This is a genomic window from Helicobacter baculiformis (assembly GCF_900197685.1).
Classification (GTDB): Bacteria; Campylobacterota; Campylobacteria; order Campylobacterales; family Helicobacteraceae; genus Helicobacter; species Helicobacter baculiformis.
The window spans coordinates 15,424-31,717 of sequence record NZ_FZMF01000002.1; the positions used below are offsets into that span (position 1 = coordinate 15,424).

Sequence of the window (16,294 nt, forward strand, 5' to 3'; positions counted from 1 at the left end):
CATGGCAAAAAAGGTTGTCGGCGAGATTAAATTACAAATCCCTGCAGGGAAGGCGAATCCTTCTCCACCCGTAGGTCCGGCTTTGGGGCAGAGGGGGGTCAATATCATGGAGTTTTGTAAGGCATTTAACGAGAGAACTAAGGACATGGGAAATTTTAATATTCCCGTGATTATCACGGTTTATCAAGATAAAAGTTTTACCTTTATTACCAAAAAGCCACCCATGACCGATCTCATTAAAAAGGCAAGTGGCGTAGCAAAAGGGGCGGATAACCCTCTGAAAAATAAGGTAGGCCAGTTAAACATGCAGCAGGTGGAAGAGATCGCTAAAAATAAACTAGAAGATCTTAATACTACAGACTTGGAAGCAGCGAAGCGCATTGTGATTGGCAGTGCAAAAAGCATGGGCATTGAGGTCATGGAAGGATAGAGATGACAAAAGTGGCGAAGCGTTTAGAAAAATTAGCAAATAAGTTTCAGAAAGAAAAGATTTATAGTTTAGATGAAGGGGCGAGTGTTGTTAAATCTTTAGCTTCAGCAAGGTTTGATGAAACTATTGAAATGGCTTTGCGTTTAGGTGTAGACCCTAGGCATGCCGATCAGATGGTGCGCGGTGCAGTGGTTCTACCTCATGGTACGGGTAAAAAAGTGCGTGTTGCCGTCTTTGCTAAAGATATTAAGCTTGATGAAGCTAGAGAAGCAGGTGCTGATGTGGTCGGGGGTGAGGACTTGGCTGAAGAAATCAAGAATGGGAATACCAATTTCGACATGGTGATCGCCACTCCGGACATGATGGCTGTGGTGGGGAAAGTGGGGCGCATTTTGGGACCTAAGGGTTTGATGCCAAACCCTAAAACGGGCACAGTTACCATGGATATCAAAAAGGCTGTGAGCAATGCCAAGAGCGGGCAGGTGAATTTTCGCGTGGATAAAAAGGGCAATTTGCATGCTCCTGTGGGCAAAGCTAGCTTTGGAGTCGAGCAAATTAAAGAGAACATGCTTGAATTGGTGCGCGCGGTCAATAAGTTGAAACCTAGCACTTCTAAGGGGAAATATATTCGTAATAGCGTGGTATCTTTGACTATGTCCCCGGGTGTGCGACTCAATACCCAAGAGCTAATGGATATCAAGTAGTTGATCTTAGACTAGAGAAACAAGGGTCTTTTAGATTTAAATAACCCGTGTGGGTTGCCTTGTGGAAGTTAAGTCGGAAAGGAGGAAACAATGAACAAGGAAAAAAAGCAAGAATTGGTCTCCGCCTTGAGAGATGCTTTCACTGACATGGAGGCGTTGGCGGTGTGCGACTACAAGGGCTTAAGCGTGAAACATCTAGAGCAATTACGCCATCTAGCGCGTGCGCAAGGGATTAAGGTGCAGGTGATCAAAAACACCTTGGCCAGTCTCGCGCTTAAAGAGGCGCAGTTGCCTTCTCTAGAGCTCAAACAGACGAATTTATTTGTTTGGGGCGCAGATCAAATTGCCCTTTCAAAAGTGGTGATGGGTTTTGCCAAAGAGCACAAAGAGCATTTCCATGTCAAGCTTGGACTGTATGAAAAACAGGCGGTAGATAGCACGCATATTGAGGCGGTTTCTAAACTTCCTAGTAGGGAAGAACTTATTGGCATGTTATTGTCAGTTTGGAGTGCACCAGCGCGCTATTTTGTTACGGGCTTGGATAATCTGAGAAAATCAAAAGAAGAAGCATAAAGGATCAACATGGCAATTAGCAAAGAGGAGCTATTGGAGTATATCGGAGGCTTAAGTGTTTTGGAGCTTTCCGAGTTGGTAAAAGCGTTTGAGGAAAAATTTGGTGTAAGCGCCGCACCAACAGTTGTAGCTGGAGCTGGTGGAGGCGTAGCCGCTGAGGCCGTGGAAGAAAAAACAGAATTTAGCGTGGTGTTGGCTGAGACAGGGGCTGAGAAGATTAAGGTTATTAAAGTAGTGCGTGAGATTACCGGTTTGGGTCTTAAGGAGGCTAAAGAAGCTACTGAAAAAACTCCCCATGTGCTCAAAGAGGGTGTCAACAAAGAAGAAGCCGAGAGCATCAAAAAGAAACTTGAAGAAGTCGGAGCGAAGGCTGAAGTTAAGTAAGTTGCCTTTTAAAAAGGACGGGGGGATGTTATTTCAAGGGGATTTCCATGCGTATTTGCTAAAGCCGACATTTTAGGTAAATGCGTGTGGCTATTTATCTACAATGCCAACTTTACATATTCCACAAAGGTTCAACATGCAATATTCTAAGACAGCCTTGATGCACCGCTTGCGTGCGGACTTTACGAAAATGGCTCAAGAGTTGGAAGTTCCCAATCTGTTACTTTTACAGAAAGACAGCTACGAGGCGTTTCTTTATCCCAAAGAAGGGAGAGAGAGTGGCATTGAACGGGTCTTTAAATCTGTCTTTCCCATCCATGATACCCAAAACCGCATTAGTTTAGAATATGTGGATTGCGAATATGGTAAGAGTAAGTACACCGTGCGCGAAGCAATGGAGCGAGGCATTACTTACTCTGTGCCTCTGAAAATTAAGATTCGCTTGATCTTATGGGAGAAGGATGCCAAAACCGGAGAGAAATTAGGGACTAAGGACATCAAAGAACAGAGTATTTTTATCCGTGAAATCCCCTTGATGACGGATCGCACTTCTTTTATCATTAATGGAGTGGAGCGTGTGGTGGTCAATCAATTACATCGTAGTCCCGGAGTGATTTTTAAAGAAGAAAAATCCACCACAAGTGCTAATAAACTCATCTATACTGGGCAGATTATCCCCGATCGGGGCTCATGGCTCTATTTCGAATACGATGCTAAAGACATTTTGCATGTGCGTATCAATAAACGCCGCAAGGTCTCTGCCACCATTCTTTTCCGCGCTCTAGGTTATAGCAAGCAGGATATTATCCGTATCTTCTACCCACTCTTAAAGGTGCGCTATAGCGAGGGCAAATATCTCATCCCTTTTGAAAGCATTAATCTTAACGATCGTCTTGACTTTGATCTTAAAGATCCACAGGGCAATCTCTTGGTTGGAGCCAACAAAAAAGCGAGCAGTAAACGGGCTAAAGAACTTAAAGAGAGCGGGATTGAATGGGTAGAATACCCCAGCGATATTTTGCGCAATCGCTACTTAGCTGAGCCCGTTTTAGACGCGCAAGGAGAGATAATCTTAGATAGTCTAAGTTTGTTGGAAACTCCCAAGCTAGACAAAATTCATGAGGCTGGTGTCAGGGAGTTTATCATTGCTAACGATTTGGCTCTAGGGCATGATGCTGCGCTAATTCATTCTTTTTTGGGCGATGCGGACGCGTTGCGTTTGCTTAAACAGAGCGAAAAGATTGATGATGAAAGCGCTTTGGCTGCTGTGCGTATTTATAAGGTCATGCGCCCGGGCGACCCTGTAACCCCTGATGTGGCTAAGGCTTATGTGCAACAGCTCTTCTTTGATCCAGAACGCTATGATTTAACTCGCGTGGGGCGCATGAAAATGAATCACAAGCTACATGTCAAGGTGCCCGACTATGTAACCGTGCTCACCCATGAAGATATCATTGCTACCATGAAATACTTGATTAAGATCAAAAATGCACAGGGGCAGATTGACGATCGTGATCACTTAGGTAATCGTCGAATCCGAGCCGTGGGCGAGCTTTTGGCAAACGAGCTACATGAGGGCTTGATGAAAATGCAAAAGACCATCAAGGATAAACTCACCACCATGAACAACGCATTAGACTCGCTCATGCCCCATGATCTAGTCAATTCTAAGATGATCACCAGCACCATTTTAGAGTTTTTCATGAGCGGACAGCTTTCCCAATTTATGGACCAAACCAACCCACTCTCTGAGGTGACGCATAAACGCCGTCTTTCTGCGCTAGGTGAGGGTGGATTAGTTAAGGATCGCGTGGGTTTTGAGGCTAGAGATGTGCACCCCACCCACTACGGACGCATTTGCCCCATTGAAACTCCTGAGGGGCAAAACATTGGGCTTATCAACACGCTTGCCACATTTACACGCGTAAATGAGCTAGGTTTCATCGAAGCTCCTTATAAAAAGGTCATAGATGGCAAAGTGGGTGATGAAGTTGTTTATCTGACCGCCATTCAAGAAGAAGGGCAAGTGATCGCTCCTGCTAGTACACGCGTGGACGCGCAAGGCTACATCGTAGATGATTTCATTGAAACGCGCGTGGGTGGGGAAATTGTCATGCGTGAGAAGCACAAGGTAACCTTGATGGATTTAAGTTCGCGTATGCTTGTAGGCGTAGCGGCTTCTTTAATTCCCTTCTTAGAACACGATGATGCCAATCGCGCCTTGATGGGCACAAACATGCAACGCCAAGCTGTGCCACTTTTAAAATCCGAAGCTCCTATTGTGGGAACGGGGATTGAAAGTATTGTAGCACGCGATTCATGGGGAAGTGTCAAGGCGACGCGCAGCGGTGTGGTGGAGAAAATCGATTCTAAAAATATCTATATCTTGGGCGAAGGAGAGCAAGAGACTTATATTGATGCTTATTTGCTACAAAAGAATTTGCGCACTAACCAAAACACTTGTTTTAACCAAAATCCTATTGTGAAAGTGGGCGATCGTGTGGAAGCAGGACAGATTATCGCTGACGGACCGAGCATGGACGCGGGGGAATTAGCGTTAGGCAAGAATATCCGCGTGGCGTTCATGCCATGGAATGGTTATAATTTTGAAGATGCGATTGTGGTTAGTGAAAAAATCACTAAAGACGATATCTTTACTTCCGTGCATGTCTATGAAAAAGAGATTGAGGCTAGGGAGCTCAAGCACGGAATCGAGGAATTCACCCCAGACATTCCGGATGTTAAGGAAGAGGAAGTCGCGCATTTGGACAGCGGGGGGATTGTCAAGATCGGGACCTATGTCAATGCCGGGATGATTTTAGTGGGCAAGGTTTCGCCTAAGGGTGAGATGAAAAGCACGCCTGAAGAGCGCTTATTGCGCGCTATCTTTGGGGACAAGGCCGGGCATGTGGTCAATAAGTCTCTTTACTGCCCCCCTTCTTTAGAGGGAATTGTGATTGGGGTGCATATTCTGACTAAAAAGGGTTATGAAAAGGATGCACGCGCCATTAGCGCCTATGAGGAAGAAAAGGCCGCATTGGACATTGAGCATTATGACCGCCTTACAATGCTTAATCGTGAAGAACTCTTGCAGATCAGCGCTCTTTTCTCTAAAGAGCCCCTAGAAGAAAACGCAACCCTCAATGACACCACCTACTCAAAGGGGAGCAAAATCCCTAAAGAAGTGGTGATGGAAATCAATCGCTTTGGACTGGCATCCTTGGCCAAGAAATATAAAAAAAGTATTCAGGATCAATTTGAGCACATCAAGGCTAATTTCCTCGAACAAAAGAAAATTCTAGGGGAGGAGCACGAAGAAAAACTCTCAATCCTAGAAAAAGATGACATTCTGCCCAATGGCGTGATTAAAAAAGTGAAGGTCTATATCGCGACCAAGCGTAAACTTAAGGTAGGCGACAAAATGGCCGGACGGCATGGTAACAAGGGCATTGTTTCTAATATCGTGCCCATTGCAGATATGCCCTATACGGCTGATGGTGAACCTGTGGATATTGTGCTCAACCCCTTAGGTGTACCAAGCCGGATGAATATCGGGCAGATTCTAGAGGTGCATTTAGGATTAGTGGGCAAACGGCTGGGCGCCCAAATTGATGTGCTGTTAAAAGAGCACACTCATGACATGTTGACTAAATTACGCGCTAAAATGTTAGAGATCGCCCATGTGGTCAATATCCAAAACGACGCGCTGGCCAAAATGCTAGAAAATTGCCCAGACGAAACCTTGCTCGCCTACGCGCGCGATTGGAGTTCGGGGGTGAAATTTGCTATCCCTGTCTTTGAGGGCATTAGCGAAGAACAGTTCAAACGCCTTTTTGAACTTGCCCAAATCGATCCAGATGGTAAAATCGAACTTTATGACGGACGCACGGGCGAAAAGATGAAAGAGCGGGTGAATGTGGGATACATGTACATGCTCAAACTCCACCACTTGGTGGATGAAAAAGTGCATGCCAGAAGCACAGGACCTTATTCTTTGGTAACCCAGCAACCTGTTGGCGGGAAAGCGCTCTTTGGAGGACAACGCTTTGGGGAAATGGAGGTGTGGGCGCTAGAATCCTATGGGGCAGCCCACACGCTCAAGGAAATGCTCACGGTCAAGTCTGACGACATCAAGGGGCGCGAGAACGCTTATAAAGCGGTAGCACGAGGCGAGCATGTGGGCGAATCTGAAATCCCTGAAACTTTTTATGTTCTCACTAAAGAATTGCAATCTTTGGGGCTCGATGTGAATATCTTCGGGGATGAAGTGGACGAATTTGGCGCGCCTAAACCCATTGCGATCAAAGAGGACGAACGCCCTAAAGACTTTAGCTCTTTCCAACTCACCTTAGCTAGCCCGGATAAAATTAGAGAGTGGAGTTATGGAGAGGTAAAAAAGCCCGAAACCATCAATTACCGCACCCTCAAACCAGAACGGGACGGACTCTTTTGCATGAAGATCTTTGGTCCTACTAAAGATTACGAATGCCTATGCGGGAAGTATAAAAAACCCCGCTACAAGACTATTGGGAGCTGTGAGAAATGCGGAGTGGCTATCACTAGCTCTAAGGTGCGTTCTTTTCGCATGGGGCATATTGAATTAGCCACCCCTGTAGCGCATATTTGGTATGTCAACTCTTTACCCAGCCGCATTGGCACTTTACTAGGTATTAAGATGAAAGACCTAGAACGAGTGCTTTATTATGAGGCGTATGTGGTGCAAGAACCCGGTGAAGCTTTTTATGATAATGAAAACACCAAGCCGGTTTGCAAATACGATATTTTGAACGAAGAACAATTCCAAAGTATTGCGCGCCATTATGAGAGCAGAGGCTTTGTAGCGCATATGGGTGGAGAAGTGATCAAACAACTCTTGGAAGAACTCGATCTTGTTGCGTTGTTGAAGAGCTTAAAAGAAGAGATTAAGGAAACCAACTCGGATGCCAAAAAAAAGAAGCTTATTAAACGCCTTAAGGTAGTAGAAAGTTTCTTGAATTCGGGTAACCGTCCCGAGTGGATGGTGCTCACCGCCCTGCCCGTGTTGCCTCCAGATTTACGCCCCCTTGTGGCTTTAGATGGGGGCAAATTTGCTGTGAGCGATGTCAATGAACTTTATAGACGCGTGATTAATCGCAATCAACGCTTGAAACGCCTCATGGAATTGGGCGCACCAGAAATCATTGTGCGCAATGAAAAGCGCATGTTGCAAGAGAGCGTGGATGCTCTCTTTGATAATGGCAGAAATGCCAACGCCGTGAAAGGAGCAAACAAACGCCCGCTCAAGTCACTTTCAGAGATTATTAAGGGCAAGCAGGGACGCTTCCGCCAAAATCTACTGGGCAAGCGAGTCGATTTCTCAGGGCGTAGCGTAATTGTAGTCGGGCCAAATTTGCAGATGGATCAATGTGGCTTGCCAAAAACAATGGCGCTTGAACTTTTCAAACCCCATTTACTTTCGAAACTGGAAGAAAAGGGCTTTGCAACTACACTCAAACAAGCAAAACGCATGATTGAGCAAAAAACTAATGAGGTTTGGGAATGCTTAGAAGAAATCGTGCACAATTACCCGGTCTTGCTCAACCGCGCGCCCACTTTGCACAAACAATCGATCCAAGCTTTCCATCCCAAGCTTATCGATGGCAAGGCGATCCAATTGCACCCTCTTGTGTGCTCAGCCTTTAATGCCGACTTTGATGGCGATCAAATGGCGGTGCATGTTCCTTTAAGTCAAGAAGCTATCACCGAGTGTAAAGTTTTGATGCTCAGCTCTATGAATATCTTATTGCCGGCCAGCGGGAAGGCGGTGGCCGTGCCCAGTCAGGACATGGTGCTAGGGCTCTATTACCTCTCTTTGGAAAAGAGTGGGGTGCTAGGTGAACATAAAATCTTCTCTGGTGTGCATGAAGTGCTCACTGCCATTGACGCTAAGGAGTTAGACATCCATGCGAAAGTACGCGTGTTACAAGGTCACCATGTTTTAAACACTAGTGCGGGGCGCTTAGTGCTCAAATCCATTCTACCCGATTTTGTGCCCACTCATCTATGGAATAGGGTGATGACAAAGAAAGACATCGGCGCGTTGGTAGATTTTGTGCATAAAGAAAGCGGTATTGGTAAAACCGCGCGCTTTTTGGATGATTTGAAAATGTTAGGCTTTAGGTATGCGACTAAGGCGGGTATTTCTATTTCTATGGATGATATTATCACCCCAGCTAATAAAAAGCAAGTTGTTGAAGAGACCAAACAACGCACTAAGGCAATCCAAGCGCAGTTTGAAAGTGGAGGCTTGAGCGAACAGGAACGCTACAATAAGATCATCGATATTTGGACAGAGATTAAAAACTCTATGGGGGGTGAGATGATGGCAACCATCAAGCGCGACAAGCAAGGTTTCAACTCCATTTATATGATGGCTGATTCGGGGGCGCGAGGTTCAGCTGCACAAATCGAACAGCTCTCAGCAATGCGCGGTTTGATGACTAAGCCCAATGGGAGTATCATTGAAACCCCCATCATCTCTAGCTTTAAAGATGGTTTGAATGTCCTAGAATATTTTAACTCTACGCACGGAGCGCGTAAGGGCTTAGCCGATACAGCACTTAAGACCGCTACAGCCGGGTATTTGACGCGTAAGCTTATCGATGTTGCTCAAAATGTCAAGGTGGTGCAAGAGGATTGTGGCACGCATGAGGGCATTGAGATCACTGATATTATGGTGGGTAATGAGCTCATCGAGCCCCTAGAAGAGCGTATTTTTGGGCGCATCTTAGTGGAGGATATTATCGATCCACTTACAAACGAAGTGTTGCTTAACACGGATACTATGATCGATGAGGAAAAAGCAAAAAAAATCGTTGAAGCGGGAATCAAATCAGTAACCATCCGCACTCCCGTAACCTGTAAGGCACATAAAGGAGTGTGTGCAAAGTGCTATGGGTTGAATTTGGGCGAGGGCAAGATGGTTAAACCGGGTGAAGCTGTAGGCGTGGTGGCTGCGCAATCTATCGGTGAACCGGGAACACAATTAACTCTAAGAACTTTCCACGTGGGTGGTACGGCTTCAAGAAGTCAGGAAGAGCGCGAAATTGTGGCCAATAATGAGGGCTTTGTGCGCTTTTTCAATGTTAAGACCTATCGCAATAAAGAGGGTAAAAATATTATCATTAATCGCCGTAATGCGGCAATTTTAGTGGTAGAACCTAAGATTAAAGCCCCCTTTGATGGAATTTTAAAAATTGACCATAGCCATGAAGAAGTGGTGGTAAGCGTGGTGGGCGCAACGCAGGAAGCATGTTTTGTGCTCCGCAAGAGTGATGTAGCTAAGCCCAACGAGCTAGCCGGAGTAAGCGGTAAGATTGAGGGCAAAATTTACCTCCCTTATGGTAACGGACATGCTGTACACCGGGGAGGCAGTATTGCAGACATCATCAAAGATAGCTGGAATGTGCCCAATCGCATCCCTTATGCTAGTGAAATTGCCATCAATGATAATGACCCCATCACACAAAATATCTACGCTAAAGAAAAGGGTGTGGTGAAATACTACAAACTTGTAGGCGATCATCTAGAACGATCTAGAAATGTCAAGGCAGGTTCTATTGTGCAAGAAAAAGGACTTTTTGCAGTAGTTGCCGATGAAAACGATCGAGAAGCGATCAGGCATTACATCGCTAGGGATTCTGTTATAGAGGTGGAGGATAATAGTGCAGTCAAGTCCGACACCTTACTTGTCAGACCTAACCATGATGCTAAAAAGATTATAGCCTCATGGGATCCTTATAGCACGCCCATTATCGCCGACATTAAAGGGGTGGTGCGCTTTGTGGATATTGTTGTGGGTGTAAGTGCTACTCTGAAAGAAGATGAAAATACGGGTGTAAGCGCGATGGTTATCAACGACCATGTATCTAGCGATCTCAAACCCCGTTTGTTTATAGAAGTGGAAGGGCAAGAGGGTGTGTTCTATCCCTTGGAGCCTAAAACCTCTATTGTCGTGGCAGAAGGTGCAGAGGTGGAGGTTGCCGATATTTTGGCTAAAATTCCTAAAGCCACGGCAAAGTCTAAAGATATTACCGGCGGTCTACCTCGCGTTTCAGATATCTTTGAAGCGCGCAAGTCCAAGCCTAAAGACACCGCAATTCTCTCTGAGATTGATGGCACGGTGAGCTTTGGCAAGGCAGTACGCAATAAAGAACGCGTGTTGGTAACCGCACATGATGGACGCAGTGTAGAGTATTTTGTGGACAAGGGTAAACAGATTTTAGTTAAGGGTAATGAATTCGTGCATGCTGGTGAGGCGATTACAGAGGGCGTGGTGAGCAGTCATGATATCTTGCGCATCAGTGGCGAGAAAGAGTTGCACAAGTATATTGTAAGCGAAGTGCAGCAGGTTTATCGCCGTCAGGGGGTAAGCATTGCCGATAAACACATCGAAATCATTGTCTCACAGATGTTGCGCCAAGTACGCATTTTGGATAGCGGTGACACAAAATTCATTGAGGGCGATTTGGTAAGCAAGAAACATTTTAAAGAGGAAAACCAGCGCATTCTGTCCCTTAAGGGCGAGCCCGCCATTGCCGAACCCGTTCTGTTGGGAATCACCCGCGCAGCTATTGGGAGCGATAGTATTATCTCTGCTGCTTCTTTCCAAGAAACCACTAAGGTGCTCACAGAGGCTAGCATTGCAATGAAAAAGGATTTCTTGGAAGATCTGAAAGAAAATGTGGTGCTAGGACGCATGATTCCTGTGGGTACCGGACTTTACAAGGATAAAAGGGTGTGTCTCAAAGCTACTGAGGTAGAGGAAAAGGCAGAGTAGCTAGCTTGGCAGGGATGCCATCATGTAGCTTCGTTTTGGATAAAAAATGGGGGGGGATTTACCTATTAATAGACGCATTCTATACGCTGTGGTGTAGCGCTAAAAGCGTTTGAAGAATTTAGGGCACTGCTATTAGGGTTGCATAAAAAAGCATGTGCTCTAAATCCCCAAGTTGCAGTGAGGCTTTTTTGTAGGCATAATGGTTTTCAATATGTGCAATTTTACCCACATAAATACCTGCGCTAAAAATCCCATCCAAACCACTGGTCACCACAATATCACCTGTTTTAATGGGGGCGTAAGCAGGTAAAAAATCCACATAAGTTTTAAAGTTTTGATTAGAAATAAAACCATAATACACTTTTCCCCCACTCTTAACGGCTACACTGTAACTTGTGCGTGCATCTCCATGCAAGAGTCCCACAAAACGCCCCTCTTGCTGTAAAGCAATACCTATGGTGCGTCCAAAAGCTACCATGCCTAAAATCTTATCTTTAGGATAGGGTGTTTGGACATCTAGAAGCAATTCGTAAGGATTGTTAAGCTTGGCAAATCCATAAACCCGTGTGAGAGTAAAACGCGGTGGCTTATAGAGATAAGTATTAAATTGTTTATCTAGCGTGCACGTTGTGGGAACATGTCCAGCAAAAAGTTGTGCAATATCGGGAGCCTTAATACGGGGAGGCTGAGTAGATTGAAGCATAGACAGATCATGTGCTTCTAGAGCCAAGGCTTGGTTTCTTGCATGTAGATCGGCATAAGAAAACTGCAAACGCTGATAAGCCTCTATTTGGGCTTGATAGTGTGCAATTGTGTCGGCTTGTTGGAAGTGACGTTGATAAGCAGTTACCAAACCGACGCGAAACTCTGAAAAGCTTAGTTTGATTTTATCGCTGATAAAGCTACGCGAACCTCTAATGTCTAATACCCACAGCGCACACAAGAAGAGTATCAAAATCAGCACAGTGCGCTTATGGAGCATGTAGCTTAGTTACAGATCCCCTAAACTACTTAGTAAATCTAAGTCTTCAATAGCACGGCTAGTACCCCTTGCCACTGCTAAAAGCGGTTCTTCACCCACAAAAACGGGCAACTTTACAATATTGCTCAGATACTTATCCAGTCCTCTAATGAGCGCCCCCCCACCGGTGAGCACCACACCATTTTCTACAATATCGCCGGCTAAATCGGGTTTGACTTCTTCTAAAACCGCCTTGAGCGCGTTGCTGATTTCACGAATCTGCTCCTTAATTGCCTCGCGCACATCTTCACTACTCAAAGTGATGGTGTTTAAAATCCCGCTTACCTGATCACGCCCACTGACCTCCATTGTCAAGGGAGGGTTAAGTTCGATAGCCGAGCCGATAGCAATTTTAACTTCTTCACCTGTGCGCTCCCCAATTTGCAAGTTATAGGTTTTGCGTACATAATCCACAATGCTCGCGTCTAATTTATTCCCCGCCACGCGGATACTCTTGCTCACCACCAGCCCGCCTAGACTGATCACCCCAATTTCTGTTGTGCCCCCGCCGATATCCACAATCAAGCTCCCCTGGGGGTCCTTCACGGGCAGGCCCGCCCCAATGGCAGCAGCCATGGGCTCTTCAATCAAGAAGACTTCGCGCGCGCCAGCACTCATGGCACTTTCTTTAACCGCCTTGCGCTCTACACTGGTCAAGCCATAGGGCACACAAACCATGATGCGGGGGCGAATCAAAGCCTTTCGTTGGTGGGCTTTCTCAATGAAATAGCGAATCATTTTCTCGGTGATGTCAAAATCTGCGATCACACCATCTTTCATGGGGCGGATCGCCTGCACCCCAGCGGGGGTTTTGCCAATCATCTCCTTAGCCTCGCTCCCCACAGCGAGCACCTCCTCCATGCGATCGTATTTGTTCAACTTGACCGCTACAATGGAGGGTTCATTGATGATGATTCCCTGCCCTTTGACAGAGACCACAGTATTAGCTGTCCCCAAGTCGATGGCAACATCATGCGAAAAAACGCCGATCAGTTTGTCAAGTATCATGGATTTCTTTCTATTAAGATGGCATGGGTAAAGGTTTATTTTTCTTGATATACAAGGGTTTTTCTTGTTGTAAGACGCATTCTTTAGTAATGATCACTTGGTAATCTTTGAGGCTGGGCAGATCGAACATCACATCCATGCTAAAGCTTTCAATGATGGATCGCAATCCTCGCGCGCCCACCTTGCGTTTGATGGCTAGATTGGCGATTTCTTCAATCGCGTTGGGTTCAAAGATCAATTCCACGCCATCCATTTTAAACAGCTGTTGGTATTGTTTGATGAGCGCGTTTTTGGGTTTGAGCAGAATGTCCACCATCGCCTCTTTAGAAATGGGTTTGAGCGTGGAGATGACAGGCAAACGCCCGATGAGTTCAGGGATCAAGCCATAACTAATGAGATCCTCGGGGCCCACCAAGTGTAGAATATCCTCTAATTGCTCTTTGGTTTTCTTCTCATTGCCAAAGCCTAGCACATTGCTATGGATTCGGCGTTTGATGATGTCAATAATGCCATCAAACGCGCCGCCACAAATGAAGAGAATGTTGGTCGTATCAATTTGGACAAAGTTTTCATTGGGGTGTTTGCGTCCGCCCTTAGGGCTGACATTCACCACACTCCCCTCAATGATCTTTAAAAGGGCTTGTTGCACCCCCTCCCCGGACACATCGCGCGTGATGGAGCGGTTCTCTGAGAGGCGGGCGATTTTGTCGATCTCATCGATGAAGACGATCCCGCGCTGGGCGCGCTCCACATCGCCATCGCTAGCCTGCAGTAGGCGCGTCAAGATGTTTTCTACATCTTCACCCACATAGCCCGCTTCTGTCAAGCTAGTCGCATCGCTGATTGCAATAGGAATGTTCAAGAAACGCGCTAGAGTCTGCGCCATCAAGGTCTTGCCACTACCTGTAGGACCCACGAGCAAGATATTAGACTTGGAGATTTCCACATCGTCTAAAGAGTTTTCAGCGCTAAAGTCGGTGTTTTTGGTGTGTTGCTTTTGTCTTTGCTTTTCTTGGTGGTTTAGGCGCTTGTAGTGGTTGTAGACAGCCACACTAAAGACCTTTTTAGCCTCTTCCTGTCCAATCACATAGTTATCCAAGTATGCTTTAAGTACGCTAGGTGAAGGCACCAAACCTGTACTGACATTCTTGCTGGCCTTAGGAAGCATGTTTTCGATAACTTCTAATCTATGGTTATCTAGCGCGCCAGGGTGTAAATCGGTGTGAAGTTCCTTGTAGAGGTATTCAATACAATATTCACATACATGGGTGTCTTTTCCAGATTTTTTAGAAGAAAACACTAGACGACGCTGGTAACCTAGTGTGCTCTCGGGCTTATTGCAAAAACTACAATAACGGGTGTTCATGTGTCCTCCTGAGTCAAATGCGCGGACTTGAAAGCCACTCCACGCTCACTCTTTAAAATAAAACCACAAATCTCTTGGGCATGGGGATTATCCAAATATTCTTCAAGGAGTCGCGTCGCGTTGTCGCGTATGGAAGTGTCTTTGCAATCAAAGAGCTTTTTGTAAAGCGCACTGATAAAATCAATTTCATTTCCTTGTAAAAGCCTGCGCATGCGATGACGATTGATTCCCTTAATAAAGGCGCGATTGCCTTCTACAATGCAATAGGGGGGAACATCCTTACCCAACGCGCTAGCCCCGGCCACCATGCAACCCCTAGCAATGCGCACAAATTGGTGGATAGCAGTAAGTCCGCCAATGTTGACATGATCGCCAATTTCAATATGCCCAGCCAAAGTAACCCCATTGGCTAAAATGCAATAATTTCCAATTTGGCAATCATGGGCGACATGCACATAAGCCATCAGGAGGTTATCATTGCCAATCCGTGTGACACCCCCTCCACCTTGAGTACCCGGATTGATCATGCAATATTCGCGGATTAGGTTGCGCTCCCCAATCACAAGTTGTGTTTCTTCTCCATTATATTTTAAATCTTGAGGGATGGTGCCCAAAGTAGCATAAGGGAAAATGGTTGTGTCTTTCTTAATTGTAGTGCGCCCTAACACGCTAACATTGTTATAAAGCTCTACTCCTTCCTCTAGAGTTACATCCGGACCTATCACGCAAAAATGCCCGATGCGCACACCCGGAGCGATGCAAGCCTTAGGATCAATAATAGCTGTGCTCGCGATCATGCTTGCTCTCCTGCACCTCTCTTGCCACTCTCTTTATCCACAATCATAGCCTTAAGCTCTGCTTCTGCCATGACCTTGTCCCCCACCTTAGCCACGCCTCCCACTTGCCAAATCATGCCTTTATACTTGATCACCTCTAGATGGTAATGCATTTGATCGCCCGGGGTAACAGGATTTCTAAATTTCACACGATCGATGGTCATGAAGTACACCAGCTTAGTGCGCGCCACCTCCGGATCGACTCCAAACAAGCTTACAAAAGCCAAAAGTCCACCCGCTTGCGCCATGCCCTCTACGATGAGTACACCCGGGTAAATGGGCTTGCTGGGGAAATGCCCTGTAAAAACCTCTTCGTTATAGGTGATATTTTTATAAGCGTGCACCTGCCTATAAGTTTGCAAGCGCACTACCCGATCCACGAGCAAAAACGGGTAGCGATGGGGTAGAATTTGAGCGATGGCATGGATGTCCATGTCTAGCACACAATCTTGCATGTTAAGACCTTTGCGTGAAAACTTAGCTGAACTTTTAACTCTACCATGCCCAAGTTTAAAACTCCATTAGCGACGCATTTTGGGGTATTTGAATTCCACGCGTCCCAAGCCTAAGATATGCCCCCTGATAGCATCGTGGAGATCGCCAATAAAGAAGGGGGTTTTTAAATCCACATGCGCCACATCTAGGGCATAGACTTGGATCAAGTAATGGTGATCGCCATTGGGAGGCATGGGTCCAATATAGGTGCTATTAGACAAATTAGAAGCATGTTTTTCCTCTGGACTCAAAGAAGAGCGCCAATACCCTTCTGTGAGCGAGTTAACCCCTTGGGCAATATGCTTGTTTTCCACAGAAGCGTTTTCAGCCAGCTTGGTGCCCGTGATATTGCCCACCACCCAGTGAATAAAGGATTTGCCCACCACAAAGGCCGCATCGTCATCCACAATTTCTAGGGCATAACTCTTGGCCCCGGGCACTGCCTCCCAACTGATTTCAGGCGATCGTTTGGGCAGACCATGCTCTAAGAATTGCGCTTGCGCATTGCCTCCAAATTTGAGATCTAAAAATCCTTGATCATCGGTGTGCACAAAAACTTTAAAAAATTGCATCTGTTCTCCTTGCTGTTGTGTTGTTTGGCGTGGCTGGGAGCTTGCCACCCCCATCAAGACACAGGCTAGAAAAAGGGCTTTGAGTAC

General features: G+C 46.0%; 11 protein-coding genes. 5 read left to right on the forward strand and 6 right to left on the reverse strand.

The genetic code is table 11. The features are described from left to right. Window position 1: 1 nt before the first annotated feature. From rplK to C6G87_RS00280, 5 genes are all read left to right on the forward strand, one after another. The gene (gene rplK, locus C6G87_RS00260; RefSeq protein ID WP_104751553.1) at window positions 2-430 is read left to right on the forward strand and encodes a 50S ribosomal protein L11; all 429 of its coding nucleotides are present in this window, start codon (window positions 2-4) and stop codon (window positions 428-430) included. 2 nt (window positions 431-432) lie between these two features. After that, complete coding sequence (gene rplA / locus C6G87_RS00265; RefSeq protein ID WP_104751554.1) at window positions 433-1,134, forward strand: 50S ribosomal protein L1; 702 nt, start codon at window positions 433-435, stop codon at window positions 1,132-1,134. A 90-nt stretch (window positions 1,135-1,224) separates the two neighbouring features. Then, window positions 1,225-1,707 carry a 50S ribosomal protein L10 gene (gene rplJ / locus C6G87_RS00270; RefSeq protein ID WP_104751555.1) on the forward strand — a complete coding sequence of 161 codons (483 nt, stop codon included), beginning with the start codon at window positions 1,225-1,227 and terminating at the stop codon, window positions 1,705-1,707. A gap of 9 nt (window positions 1,708-1,716) precedes the next feature. Continuing rightward, window positions 1,717-2,091 carry a 50S ribosomal protein L7/L12 gene (gene rplL / locus C6G87_RS00275; RefSeq protein WP_104751556.1) on the forward strand — a complete coding sequence of 125 codons (375 nt, stop codon included), beginning with the start codon at window positions 1,717-1,719 and terminating at the stop codon, window positions 2,089-2,091. Between the two features lie 136 nt (window positions 2,092-2,227). Then, window positions 2,228-10,909, forward strand: coding sequence for a DNA-directed RNA polymerase subunit beta/beta' (locus C6G87_RS00280; RefSeq protein WP_104751557.1), 8,682 nt, complete (start codon window positions 2,228-2,230; stop codon window positions 10,907-10,909). A 118-nt stretch (window positions 10,910-11,027) separates the two neighbouring features. Here the strand turns inward: C6G87_RS00280 and C6G87_RS00285 are convergent, their stop codons facing one another. From C6G87_RS00285 to C6G87_RS00310, 6 genes are all read right to left on the reverse strand, one after another. After that, a complete protein-coding gene (locus C6G87_RS00285; RefSeq protein WP_233708923.1) occupies window positions 11,028-11,873 on the reverse strand; it encodes a rod shape-determining protein MreC in 846 nt (281 codons plus the stop codon). Window positions 11,874-11,900: 27 nt separating this feature from the next. Further along, entirely contained in the window at window positions 11,901-12,938 is a 1,038-nt protein-coding gene (locus C6G87_RS00290; RefSeq protein ID WP_104751558.1) for a rod shape-determining protein, read from the reverse strand. Window positions 12,939-12,951: 13 nt separating this feature from the next. Further along, a complete protein-coding gene (gene clpX, locus C6G87_RS00295; protein WP_104751559.1) occupies window positions 12,952-14,304 on the reverse strand; it encodes an ATP-dependent protease ATP-binding subunit ClpX in 1,353 nt (450 codons plus the stop codon). Beyond that, on the reverse strand, window positions 14,301-15,101 hold the full coding sequence (lpxA, locus tag C6G87_RS00300) for an acyl-ACP--UDP-N-acetylglucosamine O-acyltransferase (RefSeq protein ID WP_104751560.1): 801 nt from the start codon (window positions 15,099-15,101) through the stop codon (window positions 14,301-14,303). The genes clpX and lpxA overlap by 4 nt, the downstream gene beginning before the upstream one ends. Then, a complete protein-coding gene (gene fabZ, locus C6G87_RS00305; RefSeq protein WP_104751561.1) occupies window positions 15,098-15,595 on the reverse strand; it encodes a 3-hydroxyacyl-ACP dehydratase FabZ in 498 nt (165 codons plus the stop codon). Before fabZ ends, lpxA begins: the two co-directional genes overlap by 4 nt. Window positions 15,596-15,661: 66 nt before the next feature. Beyond that, on the reverse strand, window positions 15,662-16,207 hold the full coding sequence (locus C6G87_RS00310) for a YbhB/YbcL family Raf kinase inhibitor-like protein (protein WP_104751658.1): 546 nt from the start codon (window positions 16,205-16,207) through the stop codon (window positions 15,662-15,664). Between the last annotated feature and the right edge of the window lie 87 nt (window positions 16,208-16,294).

Coding starts and splice junctions, on each gene's coding strand:
- fabZ (WP_104751561.1), bottom strand. CDS start 15,595: ATGCAAGATTGTGTGCTAGACATGGACATCCATGCCATCGCTCAAATT.
- C6G87_RS00290 (WP_104751558.1), bottom strand. CDS start 12,938: ATGATACTTGACAAACTGATCGGCGTTTTTTCGCATGATGTTGCCATC.
- rplK (WP_104751553.1), top strand. CDS start 2: ATGGCAAAAAAGGTTGTCGGCGAGATTAAATTACAAATCCCTGCAGGG.
- rplA (WP_104751554.1), top strand. CDS start 433: ATGACAAAAGTGGCGAAGCGTTTAGAAAAATTAGCAAATAAGTTTCAG.
- C6G87_RS00280 (WP_104751557.1), top strand. CDS start 2,228: ATGCAATATTCTAAGACAGCCTTGATGCACCGCTTGCGTGCGGACTTT.
- rplJ (WP_104751555.1), top strand. CDS start 1,225: ATGAACAAGGAAAAAAAGCAAGAATTGGTCTCCGCCTTGAGAGATGCT.
- rplL (WP_104751556.1), top strand. CDS start 1,717: ATGGCAATTAGCAAAGAGGAGCTATTGGAGTATATCGGAGGCTTAAGT.
- lpxA (WP_104751560.1), bottom strand. CDS start 15,101: ATGATCGCGAGCACAGCTATTATTGATCCTAAGGCTTGCATCGCTCCG.
- C6G87_RS00310 (WP_104751658.1), bottom strand. CDS start 16,207: ATGCAATTTTTTAAAGTTTTTGTGCACACCGATGATCAAGGATTTTTA.
- clpX (WP_104751559.1), bottom strand. CDS start 14,304: ATGAACACCCGTTATTGTAGTTTTTGCAATAAGCCCGAGAGCACACTA.